This is a genomic window from Enterobacter cloacae complex sp. HYC080_NIDB (assembly GCF_056673325.1).
The window spans coordinates 1,978,773-1,999,748 of the sequence record NZ_CP114212.1 but is presented as its reverse complement, the minus strand read 5'-3'; the positions used below and the strand labels follow the sequence as shown (position 1 = coordinate 1,999,748).

At 54.5% G+C, this 20,976-nt stretch carries 16 protein-coding genes, 2 tRNA genes and 1 pseudogene; 8 read left to right on the top strand and 11 right to left on the bottom strand.

The annotated features are described in order from the left end of the window. Positions 1 to 16: 16 nt before the first annotated feature. Positions 17 to 631 carry a thymidine kinase gene (gene tdk, locus O1723_RS09455; RefSeq protein ID WP_014884166.1) on the bottom strand — a complete coding sequence of 205 codons (615 nt, stop codon included), beginning with the start codon at positions 629 to 631 and terminating at the stop codon, positions 17 to 19. A gap of 550 nt (positions 632 to 1,181) precedes the next feature. On the opposite strand from tdk, the gene hns reads away from it, so the two are divergent. After that, positions 1,182 to 1,595 (top strand): histone-like nucleoid-structuring protein H-NS, encoded by a 414-nt coding sequence (gene hns / locus O1723_RS09450; RefSeq protein ID WP_008502781.1) that lies wholly within the window; start codon positions 1,182 to 1,184, stop codon positions 1,593 to 1,595. Between the two features lie 200 nt (positions 1,596 to 1,795). On the opposite strand, the gene galU is transcribed toward hns, so the two are convergent. The 3 genes from galU to rssA all read right to left on the bottom strand — a co-directional run bounded on the left by galU (position 1,796) and on the right by rssA (position 4,912). After that, a complete protein-coding gene (gene galU, locus O1723_RS09445; RefSeq protein WP_014884167.1) occupies positions 1,796 to 2,704 on the bottom strand; it encodes a UTP--glucose-1-phosphate uridylyltransferase GalU in 909 nt (302 codons plus the stop codon). Between the two features lie 200 nt (positions 2,705 to 2,904). Then, the gene (gene rssB, locus O1723_RS09440; protein WP_014884168.1) at positions 2,905 to 3,918 is read right to left on the bottom strand and encodes a two-component system response regulator RssB; all 1,014 of its coding nucleotides are present in this window, start codon (positions 3,916 to 3,918) and stop codon (positions 2,905 to 2,907) included. Between the two features lie 91 nt (positions 3,919 to 4,009). Next, positions 4,010 to 4,912 carry a patatin-like phospholipase RssA gene (rssA, locus tag O1723_RS09435; protein WP_248191162.1) on the bottom strand — a complete coding sequence of 301 codons (903 nt, stop codon included), beginning with the start codon at positions 4,910 to 4,912 and terminating at the stop codon, positions 4,010 to 4,012. Between the two features lie 114 nt (positions 4,913 to 5,026). On the opposite strand from rssA, the gene O1723_RS09430 reads away from it, so the two are divergent. The 4 genes from O1723_RS09430 (at position 5,027) to O1723_RS09415 (ending at position 6,736) form a co-directional block, all read left to right on the top strand. Then, positions 5,027 to 5,485 carry a YchJ family protein gene (locus O1723_RS09430; RefSeq protein ID WP_014884170.1) on the top strand — a complete coding sequence of 153 codons (459 nt, stop codon included), beginning with the start codon at positions 5,027 to 5,029 and terminating at the stop codon, positions 5,483 to 5,485. A 46-nt stretch (positions 5,486 to 5,531) separates the two neighbouring features. Then, positions 5,532 to 6,374, top strand: a complete 843-nt coding sequence (gene purU / locus O1723_RS09425; protein ID WP_014884171.1) for a formyltetrahydrofolate deformylase — start codon at positions 5,532 to 5,534, stop codon at positions 6,372 to 6,374. A 157-nt stretch (positions 6,375 to 6,531) separates the two neighbouring features. After that, positions 6,532 to 6,616 (top strand) — tRNA-Tyr (locus tag O1723_RS09420). Positions 6,617 to 6,651: 35 nt separating this feature from the next. Beyond that, a tRNA-Tyr gene (locus O1723_RS09415) sits at positions 6,652 to 6,736 on the top strand. A gap of 75 nt (positions 6,737 to 6,811) precedes the next feature. Here O1723_RS09415 and O1723_RS09410 read toward each other — a convergent pair. Beyond that, positions 6,812 to 7,255, bottom strand: a complete 444-nt coding sequence (locus tag O1723_RS09410; protein WP_023337392.1) for an Lrp/AsnC family transcriptional regulator — start codon at positions 7,253 to 7,255, stop codon at positions 6,812 to 6,814. Between the two features lie 108 nt (positions 7,256 to 7,363). Between O1723_RS09410 and O1723_RS09405 the strand changes: the two are divergent. Further along, positions 7,364 to 8,261: pseudogene (locus O1723_RS09405) on the top strand (DMT family transporter). On the opposite strand, the gene narI reads toward O1723_RS09405, so the two are convergent. The 5 genes from narI to O1723_RS09380 all read right to left on the bottom strand — a co-directional run bounded on the left by narI (position 8,258) and on the right by O1723_RS09380 (position 16,693). After that, positions 8,258 to 8,935 (bottom strand): respiratory nitrate reductase subunit gamma, encoded by a 678-nt coding sequence (narI, locus tag O1723_RS09400; RefSeq protein ID WP_023330579.1) that lies wholly within the window; start codon positions 8,933 to 8,935, stop codon positions 8,258 to 8,260. The pseudogene O1723_RS09405 and the gene narI sit on opposite strands and share 4 nt — an antisense overlap. Further along, on the bottom strand, positions 8,935 to 9,645 hold the full coding sequence (narJ, locus tag O1723_RS09395) for a nitrate reductase molybdenum cofactor assembly chaperone (protein ID WP_014884175.1): 711 nt from the start codon (positions 9,643 to 9,645) through the stop codon (positions 8,935 to 8,937). The genes narI and narJ overlap by 1 nt, the downstream gene beginning before the upstream one ends. Continuing rightward, positions 9,642 to 11,177 carry a nitrate reductase subunit beta gene (narH, locus tag O1723_RS09390; RefSeq protein ID WP_023337393.1) on the bottom strand — a complete coding sequence of 512 codons (1,536 nt, stop codon included), beginning with the start codon at positions 11,175 to 11,177 and terminating at the stop codon, positions 9,642 to 9,644. Before narH ends, narJ begins: the two co-directional genes overlap by 4 nt. Then, a complete protein-coding gene (locus O1723_RS09385) occupies positions 11,174 to 14,917 on the bottom strand; it encodes a nitrate reductase subunit alpha (RefSeq protein WP_014884176.1) in 3,744 nt (1,247 codons plus the stop codon). Before O1723_RS09385 ends, narH begins: the two co-directional genes overlap by 4 nt. A 378-nt stretch (positions 14,918 to 15,295) precedes the next feature. Then, positions 15,296 to 16,693 (bottom strand): NarK family nitrate/nitrite MFS transporter, encoded by a 1,398-nt coding sequence (locus O1723_RS09380; RefSeq protein WP_014884177.1) that lies wholly within the window; start codon positions 16,691 to 16,693, stop codon positions 15,296 to 15,298. Positions 16,694 to 17,002: 309 nt separating this feature from the next. Between O1723_RS09380 and narX the strand changes: the two genes are divergently transcribed. Both narX and narL read left to right on the top strand, forming a co-directional pair. Continuing rightward, positions 17,003 to 18,799, top strand: coding sequence for a nitrate/nitrite two-component system sensor histidine kinase NarX (gene narX, locus O1723_RS09375; protein WP_014884178.1), 1,797 nt, complete (start codon positions 17,003 to 17,005; stop codon positions 18,797 to 18,799). Further along, positions 18,792 to 19,442 (top strand): two-component system response regulator NarL, encoded by a 651-nt coding sequence (gene narL / locus O1723_RS09370; RefSeq protein WP_008499531.1) that lies wholly within the window; start codon positions 18,792 to 18,794, stop codon positions 19,440 to 19,442. Before narX ends, narL begins: the two co-directional genes overlap by 8 nt. A gap of 3 nt (positions 19,443 to 19,445) precedes the next feature. On the opposite strand, the gene O1723_RS09365 is transcribed toward narL, so the two are convergent. After that, on the bottom strand, positions 19,446 to 20,852 hold the full coding sequence (locus O1723_RS09365; RefSeq protein WP_014884179.1) for a YchO/YchP family invasin: 1,407 nt from the start codon (positions 20,850 to 20,852) through the stop codon (positions 19,446 to 19,448). Positions 20,853 to 20,976 lie beyond the last annotated feature (124 nt).

Here is a 20,976-nt window from a genome sequence, read left to right as displayed (position 1 = left end):
CTGAATACCAAAGAGGTTATTTTCTGTTGTCGTGCTGAATCGCCGTCAGAGAGCCGACAGATAACGCTTCTTTATAATGCTTACGACAGACCGAGACATAGCGTTCATTGCCGCCTATCACCACCTGCTCCCCATCTGCATAAGGTTTTCCGGCCTGATCGAGTCGAAGCACCATGCTGGCTTTACGTCCGCAGAAGCAGATAGTTTTCAGTTCCACGAGCTTATCTGACCAGGCGAGCAGATACTGGCTCCCGGCAAACAGCTCCCCGCGAAAGTCCGTACGCAGTCCGTAGCACAGAACGGGAATATCCAGCTCATCCACCACTTCGGAGAGCGCATGAACCTGTTCACGCGTCAGGAACTGGCTCTCATCAACCAGAACGCAATGAATAGGCTCTGACGCATGCGCAGCGCGGATGTCATTCAGCAGGTCAGTTTGCGGGTTAAACAATCTGGCTTGCGAAGACAGGCCTATTCTTGAACTCACCTTTCCGGCACCGAAGCGGTCGTCGATTTCAGCGGTATAAACAACGGTACGCATCCCTCGTTCCTGGTAATTGTATGAGGATTGCAGCAGTGCGGTAGATTTGCCGGCATTCATTGCCGAATAGTAGAAATAAAGCTGTGCCATTGGCCGTAAAACCCTAATCAATGTGTAATATTACCGATGATTCATTGTACCATATTTTGTCTGGTCTTCCGCGACAGGCCGCACAGAAGATGCCTTGCTGAAAGGTGTAAAACAGCTACTTCTGGCGAAAATAATCCGTTAAAACAGAGAGTAAAGATAAGCTCATTTGTGAATATGTTATAGGGTGAGCCAAACATAACACTTCTTTTTATAGTGGCATCAGCGTTCATTAAAATTCACTATTTATTAACTATTCCTGCCTTAACACCCCAGCCTGGAACTAATACAAAAGGCTGATATTTATCCGCCGAAACTATAATTCCTGCGGTAAATGTCACAAAAAAAAGATGCAATCGGCGGGGTTAAGCAGGTTAACGTGATAACAAGCGACACACAGTCGAAGAGGAAATTTAAGTTAGCGTAATTAATAATAGCGGCTTTATTTAGTATTTTTTGAATTCCTTACATTCCTGGCTATTGCACAACTGAATTTATGGCTCTATTATTAGGACAACAAACCACCCCCCATTATAAGTTTGAGATTACTACAATGAGCGAAGCACTTAAAATTCTGAACAACATCCGTACTCTTCGTGCGCAGGCAAGAGAATGTACCCTTGAAACGCTCGAAGAAATGCTGGAAAAATTAGAAGTTGTAGTTAATGAACGTCGCGAAGAAGAAAGCGCTGCTGCTGCTGAAATCGAAGAGCGTACTCGTAAACTGCAGCAATATCGTGAAATGCTGATTGCTGATGGTATCGATCCAAATGAATTGCTGAACAGCATGGCTGCAGCTAAAACCGGTACCAAAGCAAAACGCGCTGCGCGTCCTGCTAAATATAGCTACGTTGATGAGAACGGCGAAACTAAAACCTGGACTGGCCAGGGCCGCACTCCTGCTGTAATCAAGAAAGCTATGGATGAGCAAGGTAAACAGCTTGATGACTTCCTGATCAAGGATTAATCACGCCGAATTCAGAAAAATCCCGCTTCTGGCGGGATTTTTTTTGGCCGCAATTTATTGCAAACATCCTCTTACACAACGTCATAAAGCGTTATTCATCGATATAGCTATGCTTACAATCAGGCACCCCGGGGCGTTTTATGGGCATAAAAAAACCGGTGGGCAACGCCACACCGGTTTCAGACATTTACACCGGGGGGTTATTTCTTAATACCCATACTCTCATTGAGCCAGGCTTTAAATTCTTCACCCAGTGAATTGTGGCGAATGCCATATTCAACGAAAGCCTGCATATAACCGAGCTTATTACCGCAGTCATGGCTCTTACCTTTCATATGGTAAGCCTCAACGGTCTCTTTCTCGATCAGCATATCGATAGCATCGGTCAGCTGGATTTCATCCCCTGCGCCTGGAGGCGTTTTCGCCAGCAGAGGCCAGATTTCAGCACTCAGGACATAGCGACCCACAACCGCCAGATTAGAAGGCGCTACGTCGGCTTTAGGCTTCTCTACAACGCCAACCATGGGTACGCTTTCGCCTGGTTCAAGGTTAACGCCTTTGCAGTCAACCACGCCGTAAGCCGTCACGTCATCAACAGGCTCAACCATGATCTGGCTGCTACCCGTTTCATCGAAACGCTTGATCATCTCTGCCAGGTTGTCCTGGGAAAGATCGGATTCGTATTCATCCAGAATAACGTCAGGCAGAATAACCGCTACCGGCTCATCACCGACAACCGGGTGTGCACACATCACCGCGTGACCCAGGCCTTTAGCCAGCCCCTGACGCACCTGCATAATGGTGACGTGCGGAGGGCAAATAGACTGAACTTCTTCTAACAGCTGACGCTTAACACGTTTTTCCAGCATGGCTTCGAGTTCAAAACTTGTATCGAAGTGGTTTTCGATAGAGTTTTTTGATGAATGCGTAACCAGCACAATTTCAGTGATGCCGGCTGCAATACACTCATTGACGACATACTGAATTAATGGCTTATCAACCAGAGGCAACATCTCTTTAGGAATCGCCTTAGTTGCTGGTAACATCCTGGTCCCCAATCCCGCTACCGGGATGACGGCCTTTCTGACTTTCGAATTTAGGGCAGCCATTCAAATTCTCCTGATTTGTTCAAGTTTTGAACTTTTATGCAATAAATAACGCGTTGAGTATATCAGCCTCGCCCTACAGTCCGGGTCTGAAAAGAACGCGTTGCCGATCAATTAGGACAAATACGCATGATTCTGGGCTGCGATAGTAGCACTCCCGAGAAAACAGAGGTAAAGCAATCTTAAAATTACGCTCCAGTTGCTTATTCCGTGGACAACATTAAGCGTAGCCTTCCCCCAGCCCCCCAAATTTGGCACTGCCATGAGGAACAACGGTGGCTAATTTGATTAAGATACGCCGTACCCAGTGTTCCAAGCGGTACACCGTTACTCACCTGAATATGGTGTTCGCCCGTATTCAGTGACGCATTCAGACCTGCTGAAACGAGGATAAGATTTTTTAAACCGCTATGGTAATAACCCACCAGCAGCGGGAACTGTCCCGGTAAATTGGCCTGACGAAAAAGCTGGTTTACTTGTTTGAGTAAACTGCCTAACTCAGGAAGCCGTTGTCCCTGATGCGATAACTGTTCCTGCAATAAACCGTTAAATAGCGCACGAAGTAACAACGCGGCTAATACGCCATTATCCCCTGCACGGGTTACGTCCAGAGAATAAAACGCGAGATCAGAGTCAGACAGTGGCGCAATATCCAGCACCAGCCCAGGCTGGTCAGCCGCCACCAGCTGGCGATAATTTACGCGGCAGTGTGAAATAGTCTGCTGAACGGGTGGCTGAAGTTCTTGCAACAGTTTGGCTGCCGCAGGCGGATCACTTACCAGCGCGTCCCAGTCCTGGAAAAGACGTTCCTCTTCCTCAACGCGGGAATTAAACATATTCGGATAGAGGCACGCTAATACCGTTTCACGTAACCGGTTCAGATCTTTAACGGGTTTAAGCAGGATATCCTGGACGCCAAGGCGCAATGCTTTGGCGATATCCGCCATATTTTCTGTCGCAGAGATCACCAGAATGGGCATCTGGTCACCCTCGTTACGCAGATGTTCAACCAGTTTCAGTCCGTTCATGCGCGGCATCGCGATATCGCAAATCATCAGATCGGGCGCAATGCTGGTCATTTTTTCCAGCGCGTCGATGCCATCTTCAGCCAGTAACGTGTTTGCGCCCAGTGAGGATAACCATGAATCCAGTAGCGATCGGAAAACGGGCTCGTCTTCAACAATCAAAATGTGTTTTCCGGCCAATGGCTGCGTCATGGTTCCTCCCCTGGCTGATAGTTACTAAATAGTGGCATGCTATCGGTACTATCGCCTGTCAGATTTTGCTGAAGTAGTCAAAAAAAGGTGCTTAACGTGCTGTTCGCACAAAAGGCAGCAACTCGTCTATTTTCTTTTCGACGGCTAATGAGCCCGCTGCGATGGCGGCCTCAGCCCGATGGAAATCAAGGGTAGAGATTTGTGGACAGTATGGCTGAATAAGAATATCCGGAGGATCGCCAGCCATACGGTTACGTTTAAGGCGATTCTCAAGAACCTGAATAGAGGTGGTCATGATTTCCATCGCCGTCGGTGCGGCGACCGAGCGTCGTGCGGCCAGACGCCCAATCCTTCCACGCAAACGCGCGTGCCAGGCAAGCTTCTCGCCTTCGGCATCTTCGCTCTGGAGATTGACCGGCATAAGGTCTTGCTGCATCAGGTGAGCATCGTGCTGCAAATCCACGGCAATCACGAAATCGGCCCCCATGGCACGCGTCAGAGAGATGGGAACAGGATTAACGACGCCACCGTCGACAAGCCAATAACCGTTATGGGGGACAGGTGCCATAAGCCCGGGAATGCTGCATGAGGCACGCACCGCAAGGTGAATATCTCCTTCGGTCAGCCAGAGTTCGCGTCCGGTGCTGAGATTCGTCGCGACGGCACCGAAAGGCATCTGACAATCCGTGAAGTCCTGAAGAGGCATAACCTGGCGGAACTGGTTAAAGACGCGTTCGCCGCGCAAAAGTCCACCGCGCTGCCAGGAGAGATCCATCAGGCGAAGCACGTCCCAGTAGCTGAAGGAACGTACCCAGGTTTCGAGTTCCGGGAGTTTGCCGCACGCATACGCGGAGCCGACAAGCGATCCTATGGAACATCCCGCAACGATATCGACGTCAATGCCCATCTTGTTTAAGGCATTAATCACGCCGATGTGGGACCATCCCCGGGCTGCACCTGAGCCCAGCGCCAGTCCAATTTTAACCTTTCTCATTAGCCCTGTTTTACTTCCCCTGGATTCCTGACATAGCGTCAACGCAACAGCTCAGTTAACATAGTGCTACCCGAGGCGTTTAACGCCCTTATTTTTTATTCCAGGAAGAGAATCGTGTCTCAACTCTGCCCCTGTGGTAGCGCTCTGGAGTATAGCCTATGTTGCCAGCGATATCTTTCTGGCAATCAGGTTGCACCGGACCCGTCACACCTCATGCGTTCACGGTATACTGCTTTTGTGATCAAAGACTCAGACTACCTGATAAAAACCTGGCACCCATCCTGCCACGCCGCCGACTTCAGACAAGAGATCGAAGCCGGGTTTACGCATACCCAATGGCTAGGACTTACCGTCTTTGAATCGTCACCCGGCAGTCACGACGACGAAGGCTTTGTCAGCTTTGTCGCCCGCTTTACCGAAAACAATAAACCTGGCGCCATTATCGAGCGTTCCCGGTTCTTAAAGGAAAGCGGGCAATGGTATTATATTGACGGTACGCGCCCACAGTTTGGTCGTAACGATCCCTGCCCTTGTGGTTCAGGTAAAAAATTTAAAAAGTGTTGCGGGCAGTAACGCCTGACAACCCAGACTTCGCAAATACAAACAGGATTTCCCGGCGATGCAATCATTACAACGTAAAGTTCTGCGCACTATCTGTCCCGATCAAAAAGGGCTGATCGCACGAATTACCAACATTTGCTACAAACATGAACTGAATATCGTGCAGAACAACGAGTTCGTTGACCACCGTACCGGTCGTTTCTTCATGCGAACCGAACTGGAAGGTATTTTCAACGACACCACCCTGCTTGCCGATTTGGACAGCGCGCTGCCGGAAGGTTCGGTGCGCGAGCTGAATCCAGCGGGCCGTCGCCGCGTTGTGATTCTGGTGACTAAAGAAGCTCACTGCCTGGGCGATCTGCTAATGAAAGCCAATTACGGCGGTCTGGATGTTGAAATCGCCGCGGTTATCGGCAACCACGAGACCCTGCGCACGCTGGTTGAACGGTTTGATATTCCGTTTGAACTGGTGAGCCATGAAGGCCATACCCGTGAAGAGCATGACAACCTGATGGCTGAAGCCATTGAAGCGCATAATCCGGACTACGTGGTGCTGGCGAAATATATGCGCGTGCTGACGCCCTCTTTCGTGGCGCGTTTCCCGAACAAGATCATCAACATTCACCACTCATTCCTGCCAGCCTTCATTGGTGCCCGCCCTTACCATCAGGCGTACGAGCGCGGCGTGAAGATCATCGGCGCGACCGCGCACTACGTGAATGACAATCTGGACGAAGGCCCAATCATCATGCAGGACGTCATTCACGTGGATCACACCTACACGGCTGAAGACATGATGCGCGCTGGCCGTGACGTTGAGAAGAATGTGTTAAGCCGTGCGCTGTATCAGGTGCTGGCACAGCGTGTCTTTGTCTACGGTAACAGAACGATTATTCTTTAATCGACAATGAAATGAACTGGTTAGCTTTCCAGCTTTGCGCGTAAAAATCAGGCAACCAGTTTATTTTTATTGTGGTAACGCTTTACAGGGGCGTGTCATTTGATATGATGCGCCCCGCTTCCAGCAGGAAGCGGGCCAGTAAATAGCATTACCCCGTGGTGGGGTTCCCGAGCGGCCAAAGGGAGCAGACTGTAAATCTGCCGTCATCGACTTCGAAGGTTCGAATCCTTCCCCCACCACCATCTCTCAGCATTACCTCAAAATGTGAATTACCCCTGGTGGGGTTCCCGAGCGGCCAAAGGGAGCAGACTGTAAATCTGCCGTCATCGACTTCGAAGGTTCGAATCCTTCCCCCACCACCATCATTCCCCAACATAAAAAACCGAATCCGCCGTTGTAGGCCGGGTAAGGCGCAGCCGCCACCCGGCGACAGGCAGCTACATCGGCGGCAATCGTCGCTTCACCGGCGAACTCTTCACAATCGACGTATTACACTGCGCATGTTCCGCCAGCCCGTCCAGCAACACATCCAGTTGCTCAATCGAGCGCACCACCAGCCTGATCACGAAGCAATCTTCCCCGGTCACTTTGTCGCTCTCAATACACTCCGGCATCGCCTGAATGTACTTATCCACTTTATGCAGCAACCCAGGCAGCGGCCGCACGCGCACCAGCGCCTGCAGCGTATATCCCAACGCCGCCAGATTCACCCGCGCACCATATCCCTGAATCACACCGCGTTCTTCCAGCCTTTTCAGCCGTTCTGCCGTGCTGGGTGAGGTCAAACCGATACGGCCACTGAGCACCTTCAACGACATGCGCGCATCTTCAACCAGGCAGGTTAATATGTGTCTGTCGATCTCATCGAGAAGGCTTTCCATCGATTTTGCCTCATTTTAAAAAGTCATTACTCTCTTTCACCTTATATCACCCCTGTAAAACCCGACAGCGATTTTCGACAATAAGGTCATTAAATCAGGAGGTGGATAATGCGTGATTTCCATAAAGGCGTCTGGCAAATGAGCCTGGCGATGTTAATTTCCGGCTCTATCGGTGCGTTTGTTTTACTCTCCGGTCTGCCCGTCACGGAAGTGGTCTTCTGGCGCTGTCTTATTGGGGGCCATAACACTTTTTATTTTTATCCGGGTCAGTCAAAAGCCCTTTAGTCCCCTCACCCGCACCACGCTGATGCTTGCGATTCTCGGGGGTGTGGCATTAGTTGTGAACTGGCTACTGCTTTTCGCCGCTTACGAACGTATCTCTATTGGCCTGTCTACCGTGGTATATAACACCCAGCCGTTTATGCTGGTATTGATGGGGATGTTTTTAGGTGAGCGCGTCAGCCTGGTAAAATGGGGCTGGCTGTTCCTCGCCTTTGGCGGAGTGGTGATATTGCTCTCCAGTGAGCTGACCGGAGCCCATAACAGTAAATGGCTCGCAGGGGTTGGTCTGGCCATGGCCGCGGCCTTCTTCTATGCGCTGACGGCAATCATTGCGCGCAAACTCAAAACAATCGCCCCACAGCATATCGCTTTTATCCAGGTGCTGACCGGCGTGGTGATGCTGCTGCCTTTTGCCAGCCAGCCGTCACTCTCCGGTGATTTTCCCTGGCCAATCTTGCTGACGCTGGGCATCGTCCATACCGGTATTATGTATCAACTGCTGTATAGCGCGATCCAGAAACTGCCAACGCCGGTGACCGGCTCCCTGTCGTTTATCTATCCGGTGGTGGCAATTATTGTAGATAATCTGGTGTTCGGACACGCATTGAACCTGACGCAGCTGGCGGGTGGTGCGTTAATCCTGTTTGCCGCAGCGGGCAACAACCTGGGCTGGGGCGAAAAAAAACCCCGCGAGTGCGGGGTTGGTATTAAAACGGTGAATTAGCGACGGGCACGCACAATCTGATACTTGCGCGTCAGGTACTCCACCGGCGCGCTCCAGATGTGTACCAGACGGGAGAACGGGAACAGCACAAACAGCGTCATCCCCAGCACCAGGTGAACGCGGAAGATAAACGCCACGCCGTCCAGGTGTTCGGACGCGCCACCGTGGAAAGTCACCACGGACTGCGCCCAGCCGACCAGCTTCATCATTTCACTGCCGTCCATATGCTGCGCCGAGAACGGAATGGTCAGCAGACCCAGCGCGCATTGCACCACCAGCAGGGAAAGGATCAGGATGTCCGCCGCGGTGGTCGTTGCCCGCACACGCGGGCTGAACAGACGACGTTTCAACAACAGCAGGCCCCCGACGAGGGTCATCACGCCGCAGGCACCGCCCGCGATCATCGCCATCTTCTGTTTCACCTCAATCGGCAGCCACGCTTCGTACATCCAGTGCGGGGTCAGCATCCCGAGGAAGTGCCCGGCAAAAATCCCGAGGATCCCGATATGAAACAGGTTAGACGCGACGTGCATCCCCTTACGATCCAGCATCTGGCTGGAGGCAGCACGCCAGGTGTACTGGCCGTAGTCATAACGCAGCCAGCTTCCCACCAGGAACACGGTGCCCGCGATATACGGGTAAATGTCAAAGAAGAACATATTCAGGAAGTGCATTAGTGCCGTCCTCCGTTTGAGATATCCAAATATTGCGGAGCGACCGCCCCGGCAAAACGACGCTGGTGAGCGGAGATTTCAGACTCGCCGCAGCTCTGCTCAGCAAAGAATTTCACCTGCTCTTCCTCCCAGACCGCATCCAGCGCTTGCGGGGTATCATCGCGGGCTTCATCCGCGATTTTCTCCGCCACTTTTTCACTGTCGACAGCGGCGTTTGCCAGCTTCATCAGCAGGTCGAACAGCACCGCATAGCGGCTCTCACGCTGCTGAAGACGCGCGCTGAGCAACGCCAGGATCGGCGCGATGTCCTGCAGACCGCCCAGCGCCTCGTCTTTCGGCAGTTGAGCCAGATACTCCAGGTACAGCGGCAGATGGTCCGGCAGCTCGCGGCTGTCGAGCATCAGGCCGTGCTGCTCGTACTGAGCCATCAGGTCCACCATCGCCTGACCCCGGTCGCGGGATTCACCATGAACGTGTTCGAACAGCAGTAACGACGTTGCACGGCCACGGTCAAACAGCTGGCTGTAGTCCGCCTGCGCGTCGAGCAGATCGCGCGCTAACAGGTCGCGGAGGAAAACGCCCAGCGTCTGGGCATCCTCTTTATCCAGGTTTTCAGATGACGCGAGTGCATCAAAAAGCTCCTGCTGATGCTGCGCAAGCGCAGCATCCGGATACTCGAGCAGACGCGAAACAATGACGAGTTCAATCATTGGTGCGGCTCCGTTTTGCTGGTCACATCCATGGCGTCGATGCGGCGGCTGTTAAACAGGTTGAATTTGCTGTCTGACCCATGGCAACCGTCGCCAAAACTAAAGCCACAGCCATTTTTCTCCGGGAAGGCCTCGCGAGCCAGTTCACGGTGGCTGCTCGGCACCACGAAACGGTCTTCATAGTTGGCAATTGCCAGGTAGCGGTACATCTCCTGGGCCTGCGCTTCAGTCAGACCGACCTCGTCCAGCGCGCGGGTATCGTTAACGCCATCAACGGTTTCCGCACGCTTAAAGTGACGCATCGCCAGCATACGTTTCAGCGCCAGCAGTACCGGTTGGGTATCCCCTGCGGTCAGCAGGTTTGCCAGATACTGAACCGGGATACGCAGGCTCTCGACGTCCGGCAGAATGCCGTTGCTGCCCAGCTCGCCTGCATCGGCAGCAGACTGGATTGGCGACAGCGGCGGCACGTACCAGACCATCGGCAGCGTGCGGTATTCCGGATGAAGCGGCAGAGCCAGCTTCCAGTCCATCGCCATTTTATACACCGGCGACTGCTGCGCCGCGTCGATAACGCTCTGTGGAATACCGTCCCTCAGCGCCTGCTCAATGACTTTCGGATCGTTCGGGTCAAGGAACACGTCAAGCTGACGCTGATACAGATCTTTCTCGTTCTCGGTACTCGCGGCATTTTCAATCGCGTCTGCGTCATACAGCAGCACGCCGAGGTAGCGGATACGGCCTACGCAGCTTTCGGAGCAGACGGTTGGCTGACCTGCTTCGATACGCGGGTAGCAGAAGATGCATTTCTCTGATTTCCCGCTCTTCCAGTTGAAGTAGATTTTTTTGTACGGGCAGCCGGTGATGCACATACGCCAGCCGCGGCATTTGTCCTGGTCGATCAGGACGATGCCGTCCTCTTCACGCTTGTAGATGGCGCCGCTTGGGCAGGTCGCCACGCACGCCGGGTTCAGGCAGTGCTCGCAAAGGCGCGGCAGATACATCATGAAGGTGTTTTCGAACTGGCCGTACATCGCCTTCTGCATGTTCTCGAAGTTCTGGTCTTTGGCGCGTTTTTCGAACTCGCCGCCCAGAATCTCCTCCCAGTTTGGACCGCTGGTAATTTTGTCCATGCGCTTGCCGGTGATCAGCGAGCGAGGACGCGCGATCGGCTGGTGTTTGCTTTCCGGCGCGTTGTGCAGGTTCTGGTAGTCATAGTCAAACGGCTCGTAGTAATCCTCAATGCCCGGCAGATGCGGGTTAGCGAAGATTTTCCCCAGAAGCATCGCGCGGTTACCCATGCGCGGCTGCAGCTTGCCGTTGATTTTACGGATCCAACCGCCCCTCCACTTCTCCTGGTTTTCCCAGTCGGTCGGGAAGCCGGTACCCGGCTTGCTTTCCACGTTGTTGAACCAGGCGTACTCCATACCTTCACGGCTGGTCCAGACGTTTTTACAGGTGACCGAGCAGGTGTGACAGCCGATGCATTTATCCAGATTCAGCACCATGCCGACTTGTGAACGAATTTTCATTTTACGCTCTCCTGTACCTGGTCATTACCTTCGCCGTCTAACCAGTTAATGTTCTTCATCTTACGTACCACCACGAACTCATCGCGGTTCGATCCTACGGTGCCGTAGTAGTTAAAGCCGTAGGCCAGCTGCGCATAGCCCCCGATCATATGGGTCGGCTTCGGCGTAATACGGGTCACGGAGTTGTGGATCCCGCCGCGCTGTTCGGTGATTTCTGACCCCGGCAGGTTAACGATACGTTCCTGCGCGTGGTACATCATGGTCATCCCGGCCGGTACGCGCTGGCTCACCACCGCACGCGCCGTCAGAGCACCGTTGCTGTTAAACACCTCGATCCAGTCGTTATCTTCAATACCCAGATCTTTGGCATCCGTCTCGCTCATCCAGACAATCGGACCGCCGCGCGAAAGCGTCAGCATCAGCAGGTTGTCGCTATAGGTCGAGTGGATCCCCCACTTCTGGTGCGGCGTCAGGAAGTTCAGCGCCTTTTCAGGGTTACCGTTGGATTTCGCGCCCATAACTGCGGTTACGGAGCGGGTGTCGATTGGCGGACGGTACACCAGCAGGCTTTCACCGAAGTCACGCATCCACTGGTGATCCTGATACAGGGACTGACGACCGGACAGCGTGCGCCATGGGATCAACTCGTGAACGTTGGTGTAACCGGCGTTATAGGAGACATGCTCATCTTCAAGTCCTGACCAGGTCGGGCTGGAGATAATCTTGCGCGGCTGGGCCTGAATATCGCGGAAGCGGATTTTCTCCTCCTCTTTATTCGTTGCCAGATGCGTGTGGTCACGACCCGTAAACTCGCTCAGCGCTGCCCACGCCTTCACCGCCACGTGGCCGTTGGTTTCCGGCGCCAGGGTCAGGATCATCTCTGCGGCATCAATCGCCGTGTTCAGCATGGGCTGGCCTTTCGCCGGGCCGTCCGCTTTGGTGTAATTGAGCTTACGCAGCAGATCCATTTCGCTCTGGGTATTCCAGGCAATCCCTTTCCCGCCGTTACCGATTTTCTCCATCAGTGGACCGATAGAGGTAAATCGCTCGTACGTCGCCGGGTAATCACGCTCCACCGGAATGATGTGCGGCGCGGTCACGCCCGGGATCAGGTCACATTCGCCTTTTTTCCAGTCTTTGACGTCCAGCGGCTGCGCCAGCTCGGCCGCAGAGTCGTGCTGGATTGGCAGCGTCACCACGTCGGTCTCTTTGCCCAGATGCCCGACGCACACTTCAGAGAATTTCTTCGCGATATCTTTGTAGATATCCCAGTCGCTTTTCGACTCCCACGCCGGGTCAACCGCGGCAGACAGTGGATGAATAAACGGATGCATATCCGAGGTATTCATGTCGTCTTTTTCGTACCAGGTCGCGGTTGGCAGCACGATATCGGAATACAGGCAGGTACTGGACAGACGGAAGTCGAGGGTCACCACTAGATCCAGCTTGCCGTCCAGACCGTTGTCTTTCCATTCCACCTCTTCCGGCTTCACGCCACCCTGCCTGCCGAGATCTTTCCCCTGGATACCGTTCTCGGTACCGAGCAGGTATTTCAGCATGTACTCGTGACCTTTACCGGACGAGCCCAGCAGGTTGGAGCGCCAGATGAACAGGTTACGCGGATGGTTTTTGCCGTTCTCAGGCTGTTCAGCCGCGAAACGGATTGAGCCGTCTTTCAGGGACTTAACGGTGTAATCCACCGGTGACATTCCAGCTTTTTTCGCCTCTTCCGCGATGCGCAGCGGGTTAGTACCCAGCTGCGGCGCAGACGGCAGCCAGCCCATGCGCTCAGCACGGACGTTGAAGTCAATCAGGTGGCCACTGTAGCGGGATTTATCCGCCATTGGCGACAGCAATTCCTGCGCGGTAACCGTCTCGTAGCGCCACTGGCTGGAGTGGTTATAGAAGTACGAGGTACTGTTCATGTGACGTGCAGGACGCTGCCAGTCAAGGGCAAACGCCAGCGGCTGCCAGCCGGTCTGCGGACGCAGTTTTTCCTGGCCTACGTAGTGGGCCCAACCGCCGCCGCTCTGACCGACACAGCCGCAGAAGATCAGCATGTTGATCAGGCCACGATAGTTCATATCCAGGTGATACCAGTGGTTCAGACCCGCGCCGACGATGATCATTGAGCGACCGTGCGTCTTATCCGCGTTTTCTGCAAATTCACGGGCGATACGGGTAATCTGTGCGCGAGGAACGCCGGTGATCTGCTCCGCCCATGCCGGGGTGTAGGCTTTTACGTCGTCATAGCTGGTTGCGCAGTTTTCATCATTCAGACCCCGTTCCAGACCGTAGTTCGCCATGGTCAAATCGTAAACGGTAGTGACGAGCGCCGTTGAGCCATCAGCCAGCTGCAGGTGTTTAACCGGCAGTTTATGCATCAGAACATTTTTCAGTTCAACCTTGTTGAAATGCTCTGATCCTTCGCCTCCAAAGTACGGGAAGCCGACCTCGGCGATCTCGTCCTGGCTGCCCAGCATGCTGAGACGCAGTTCCGTCTCTTCACCGGTGGTACCGTTACGCTGTTCGAGGTTCCACTTGCCCTTCTCACCCCAGCGGAAGCCGATAGAGCCGTTAGGTGCCACCAGCTCGCCGTTGCTGTTATACGCAACGGTTTTCCATTCAGGGTTATTTTCCTGGCCCAGCGCGTCCACCAGATCGGCGGCGCGCAGCGTACGGCCAGCGGCGTAGTAACCGTCACGCTCTTCCAGCATCACCAGCATCGGCATGTCGGTGTAGCGACGTACATAGTCGGTGAAATACTGGCTTGGTTTATCGAGGTGGAATTCGCGCAGCATAACGTGGCCCATCGCCATCGCCATCGCGGCGTCGGTACCCTGTTTCGGTGCCAACCACAGGTCACACAGTTTAGCAATTTCCGCGTAGTCCGGGGTGATCGCAACGGTTTTGGTCCCTTTGTAGCGGACTTCGGTAAAGAAGTGCGCGTCCGGGGTACGGGTCTGCGGAACGTTAGAGCCCCAGGCGATGAGGTAGCTTGAGTTGTACCAGTCAGCAGATTCCGGCACGTCGGTTTGCTCGCCCCAGGTCTGCGGAGACGCAGGCGGCAGGTCGCAGTACCAGTCGTAGAAGCTCAGACAGGTGCCGCCGATCAGTGACAGATAGCGCGCACCGGAGGCGTAAGAGACCATCGACATCGCCGGGATCGGCGAGAAGCCTGCCACGCGGTCAGGGCCGTAGGTTTTGACAGTGTAGACGTTAGAGGCGGCAATCAGCTCGTTCACCTCTTTCCAGGAGGAACGAACAAAGCCACCGCGGCCGCGAGCCTGCTTAAAGCTTTTCGCTTTATCCGCATCTTCGATGATGGACGCCCAGGCATCAACCGGATCGCTGTGCTGCACTTTCGCTTCACGCCACATTTTCATCAGACGCTTACGCATCAGCGGGTATTTCAGACGGTTAGCGCTATAGAGATACCAGGAGTAGCTGGCGCCACGCGGGCAGCCGCGCGGTTCGTGGTTCGGCATATCCGGGCGGGTGCGCGGATAGTCGGTCTGCTGCATTTCCCAGGTCACCAGACCGTTTTTAACGAAAATCTTCCAGCTACATGAGCCAGTGCAGTTTACGCCGTGGGTAGAACGGACAACTTTGTCATGCTGCCAGCGTTGACGGTAACCGTCTTCCCAGTCCCGGTTGGTATCCAGAACCTGGCCGTGCCCATCGGCAAAAGTTTCACCCTTCTGTTTGAAGTAGCGAAACCGGTCCAAAAATTTGCTCATCGGGTATCTCCTGTGTGGAGCCTGTGGCTCTCTAAATCGACATTGCTGATTTGCAGCGAAGGTAACGCTCTGAAAGAGGAGGAGAATTGATAACGATCAAGACGACGAGGGACTTTCAGGGGTGGGGTTAGGCCAAATACCACCAAAGCGGTAGATTTTAAAAATTCATAATAATATGATTTTTAATGATATTTTCATTTCATCGTACAATAACCACGGCAAAATTTAACATCTCAGGTATTAAGGGGTAGACCTCCCTGCAAGGCGACGGCGATCACAGTGTTACCGGCGCGCTTCTGTGCAAACCCATCAGTATGTTGTAACTACTTCCAGAACAAAAAAACGCGGCCCCAAGGCCGCGCAAACGGATAATCACACTTACTTATTTTTCTTGGTATTACGGCCATATACCAGCCACGTAATCACAACGCAGGCGATATAGAACACAAGGAACACTTTCATCGCACCCGCCGGGGAACCGGTCAGGTCAAGCGAAATACCGAACGCTTTCGGGATAAAGAAGCCGCCAATGGCACCGATGGCAGAGATAAAGCCCAGCGCAGCAGCGGTATCCGTCGCCGCTTCACGCATCGCCTGCTCTTCGCTTCCACCCTGCGCTTTCACGCGATCCATCGTCAGCTTACGGAAGATCACGGAGATCATCTGGAAGGTGGACGCACTCCCCAAACCGGCCGTCAGGAACAGCACCATAAACACGCCGAAGAAGGCGATGAAGTTACCGCCCTGTCCGTCCGCTGGCAGCGTCAGGAACAGCAGCGCACAGAAGACCGCCATCACGACAAAGTTCACCAGCGTCACGCGGGTACCGCCCAGACGATCAGAAACCATGCCGCCCAGTGAGCGAGCCAGCGCGCCAATAAATGGACCAAAGAAGGCGAATTGCAGGATCTGCACGTCCGGGAACTGGGTTTTCGACAGCATGGCGAAACCGGCAGAGAAACCGATAAACGACCCGAAGGTGGCCAGATACAGCAGTGCCATCACCCAAAGGTGTCCACGTTTCAGCACCGGCAGCTGTTCACTCAGTGACGCCTTCGACGCAGACAGATCGTTCATAAAGAACCACGCTGCCAGGGTGAAGACCACCAGGAACGGCACCCAAATCCAGGCGGCGTTCTGCAGGTAGAGGGAAGAACCATCCGCCTGTTCAACGCCACCGCCACCAAAGGCAGCAAAAATGGAGACCGAGATCGCCAGCGGCGCGATCAGCTGCATCACGCTCACGCCCATGTTGCCCAGACCACCGTTAATGCCCAGCGCGCCACCCTGTTTCGCTTTCGGGAAGAAGAAGCTGATGTTCGCCATACTGGAGGCGAAGTTCGCACCCGCAAAACCGCACAGCAGGGAGATGATCACGAACACGCTAAACGGCGTGGACGTATCCTGCACCGCGAAGCCGAGCCACACGCAAGGCACGATCATGATCCCGGTACTGAATGCCGTCCAGCGACGGCCACCAAAGACCGGCACCATAAAGGCGTAAGGAACGCGCAGCAGCGCGCCAGACAGTGACGGCAACGCGGTCAGCATAAACAGCTGATCGGTTGTGAACGTAAACCCAACTTTTGGCAGATTTACCGCCACTGCACTAAACAACATCCATACGCAAAACGCTAATAACAGACACGGAACGGAAATCCACAGATTCCGGCTTGCTACACGATGGCCGCGCTGTTGCCAGAACGCCGGATCCTCTGGACGCCAGTCTGTAATAACGGCACCATTTTCCCTTTCGGGAGCGGATGAGTGACTCATAGACACCTCTGATTCTCGAATGATGCTGCAAACATTAGGGTTTTAGGGCGGCGGTAAGTTGATATAAATCAAAGGAAAAGTGCGAGGATTTGCGGCGCGAAAAAAGGTCTTATCCTTAGTGAGTAGGCAATTCTGGTCAAAAAGACGTTGTTTTTCACGGCGCTGACGCGTCCCTGCTCCCCCTACCCTCAGATGCATACTCCACTGGCAATTTAGGAGTAATCATTTATAGGTATGGGTATACTCCAGGGTATGCACCAGAATAGCGCCATTCCTGCAAGCAGGCCACGTCAGGAGCCCGGCAACTCTATGTTAAAAAGATGTTTATCACCGCTGACACTCGTCAATCAGTTAGCCCTGATCGTTTTGCTGTCCACCGCACTCGGCGTGACCGGCATGGCGATTTCCGGCTGGCTGGTACAAGGGGTACAGGGTAATGCGCATGCCATCAATGAGGCAGGCTCGCTACGCATGCAGAGTTACCGTCTGCTGGCGTCGGTGCCTCTGACGCAGGACGACCAGCCTCTCATTGATGAAATGGAGCGCACGGCTTTCAGCCCCGAACTGGAAAATGCAGCCATCCGCGCCGGTCAGCAATCCCAGCTTAAAGCCCTTCAGGGCTACTGGCACACCCAACTGGAACCCGGACTGAAACAGGCACAAAGCCCGGAGACGGTCGCGCAGGACGTGGCGGGTTTTGTCTCACGCATTGATGCCCTGGTCTCCTCTTTTGACCAAACCACTGAATTACGCATCGATCGGGTGGTGATGGTACACCGTGCCATGGCGCTGTTTATGGGCCTGCTGCTGATCTTCACCATTATCTGGCTCCGCGCGCGGCTGCTGAATCCGTGGAAACAGCTGCTGGCCATGGCCCGGGCGGTAACCGCCCGGGATTTTACCCAGCGCACGCACATCAGCGGACGCAACGAAATGGCGATGCTCGGCCAGGCGCTCAACACCATGTCGGCAGAGCTCTCCGAAAGCTACGCGGTGCTTGAGCAGCGCGTACAGGAAAAAACGGCCGGGCTGGAGCAGAAAAACGAAATTCTCTCTTTCCTGTGGCAGGCCAACCGCCGGCTGCACATGCAGGTGCCGCTCTGTGAACGCCTCTCCCCGGTGCTGAATGGCCTGCAAAATCTGACCCTGCTGCATGACCTGGAACTGCGCGTTTACGACGTGGAAGATGAAGATAATCATCAGGAGTTTACCTGTCAGTCCGACATGTCCTGTGATGATAAAGGCTGTCATTTATGCCCTCGCGGCCTGCCGCCGTCGACCACTGGCGGCACGACGCTGAAATGGCGACTAACGGACAGCCATACCCAGTACGGTATTCTGCTGGCGACCCTGCCCGCCGGGCGTCACCTGAGCCACGATCAGCAACAGCTGGTTGATACGCTGGTTGAACAGCTAACGGCCACGCTGGCGCTCGACAGGCATCAGGAAAAACAGCAGCAGCTGATCGTTATGGAAGAACGCGCCACCATCGCCCGCGAGCTGCATGACTCAATCGCCCAGTCGCTCTCCTGTATGAAAATGCAGGTAAGCTGCCTGCAGATGCAGGATGCGCAGATGCCGGACAGTAATAAACAGCTGCTCAGCCAGATACGCAACGAGCTGAATACGTCCTGGGTACAGCTGCGTGAGCTGCTGACCACCTTCCGCCTGCAGCTGACCGAGCCGGGCCTGCGTCCGGCGCTGGAAGCCAGCTGTCAGGAGTTCAGCGCCCGGCTGGGGTTCCCGGTGAAGCTGGATTACCAGCTGCCGCCGCGGTTTGTCCCGTCACATCAGGCCATTCATCTACTGCAGATCGCCCGTGAAGCACTCAGCAACGTGCTTAAACACGCGGAAGCGACGGCGGTCACGGTCACCGTCAGCCAGCACGCTAACCAGGTCAGACTCACGGTTCACGACAACGGCCGCGGCGTGCCGGAAAATGCCGAGCGCACGAACCACTATGGTTTAATCATTATGCGAGACCGCGCCCAAAGCCTGCGCGGTGATTGTCAGGTTCGCCGGAGAGAGACGGGTGGCACGGAAGTCGTGGTCACCTTTATTCCCGAAAAACCGCTTACAACTTCTCAAGGAGAAACCCATGACTAATCAGGAACCGGCATCCATCCTGTTGATCGACGACCATCCGATGCTGCGTACTGGCGTAAAACAGCTGGTCAGCATGGCACCCGATATTACCGTGGTTGGCGAAGCCAGCAACGGGGAACAGGGCATTGAGCTCGCCGAGTCCCTCGATCCCGATCTGATCCTGCTCGATCTGAACATGCCCGGGATGAACGGCCTGGAGACCCTCGACAAGCTGCGGGAAAAATCGCTTTCCGGACGCATCGTCGTCTTTAGCGTCTCGAACCATGAAGAAGATGTGGTCACGGCGCTGAAGCGCGGCGCGGATGGTTATCTGCTGAAAGATATGGAGCCGGAAGATCTGCTTAAAGCACTGCAGCAGGCCGCGGCGGGCGAGATGGTGCTGAGTGAAGCCCTGACGCCGGTGCTGGCCGCCAGCCTGCGGGCCAACCGCGCCACGTCTGACCGTGACGTCAGCCAGTTAACACCGCGCGAACGCGATATTCTCAAACTAATCGCCCAGGGGCTGCCGAATAAAATGATCGCCCGCCGTCTGGATATCACCGAAAGCACGGTCAAAGTGCATGTGAAGCATATGCTGAAGAAAATGAAGTTAAAATCCCGCGTTGAGGCCGCCGTGTGGGTACATCAGGAACGCATTTTCTAAGGATTACTCATCCGGCAGCAGCTTCCAGCGCGGGTCGTCGTCAGGTATAGCGATCAGCGGCTGCACCACCGCAAGCGTGATCTCATTGGACGAGACGCGCTGGCCCTTCTCATCTTCCACTACCGCCGAAAGATGCCAGCGGTTTGTCGCGCCTTCTGCCTCATTCCAGGCAGGCATAATCACGCTCCAGCCGTCGCTGCTGTTACCCTTCCCGGGCGACGTCAGGCTCAGTGCCTGGGTATCGCCCTGCCAGTGGATCTGACGGATGCCGTGCGTGCTACGAATCTGTAGCTTCAGCATGACGGTTTCCCCCCCTTTCAGATCCCACGGTGGCGTAGCCAGCCAGACGGACAGCGTTTTACGCTGGCGGAACTCCATAATCGGAAGGCTGTTGCGCTCGGGGGAATCATAACGGCTGCCACGCAGAGAACGCGTGGCCGCAACTTCACTGGCGGAGAGTTGCTTCACCAGCGGCACGCCAAAGCGGTAGTTAAGCTTCAGGCCGAGGTTATTCTGGCTTTCGCCGCTTTCACCCTGCTTATGCGCGGCGGTCAGCGTGACCAGCGGAACGGGGGTATAGTTAAGCCCAAGATTGACCGCCACCGGGTTGTGATAGCCGGTTCCGCTGTTGAAGAGATCAACGTTGTCGCCAAAATACTGCTCGACGCTGACGCTGGTGTTCAGGTGATGAAACCACGGCAGCCAGGCTTTGGCGGTGACATCATATCCCCGCGCCATTCGCTGTTCCTGAACATCAGATCTGTCGCGCCATCCGGCAAACGGCTGGTAATAGTTCGCTGACAGGCGCAGATTCTCCCCCCACACCTCGGCGCCCAGTCCAGCACGCTGCAGGTTTTCGTCCAGCAGATTATCGTAGAAGGTGTTATAGCCCAGCAGCCATTTTCCGGCGACCCAGCGCTGGCCGATTCCGGCGTTACTGACCAGGCCATCCGTCTGCTGCGTCAGGCCAAGCTGGCTCCAGCTCAGGTAACGGTTGTTATCGTTCCAGGGGATAAACCAGCTCCCGCTGCTGCCGTTAAATTTGCCCTCGTTATCCACCAGTAAATTGACGCTGGCGTTCCCCCAGGGCGACAGCCAGGACTCAATCTGCTGGTTCACTTCGCCGCTCACCGCGTCGCGCACCTGACCAAAGGCAAACTGACGCGCCTGCTCGCCCGTTGTCAGGCCGTTGTCGGTCATACTGGCTTCACCAAAGGCTTTCGCCATTTCGGCCAGGTGCTTTTCCCCTTCCCCTGAGGGAGCAGCCATACCCAGGTCGGGCAGATTATCCCCGTTATTATCGAAAGGATTTTGTGCCTGCTGGATAAAGGAACGCGGCGCACCGTGAACGGCTCCGGCCGTAAGAAGGGGGAGTAAGAGCAGAAAACGAATGCGGGACGATACAACCATCAACGTCGTAAAAAAGAACCTGTGTTTATGGATAAACTCTTATTATGTTAACGCGATAAGCCTGGAAATGCAGTTCTGGCGGAAATTTCAGGATTATCCTGAAACTGATTGTCGGGTGGCGGCT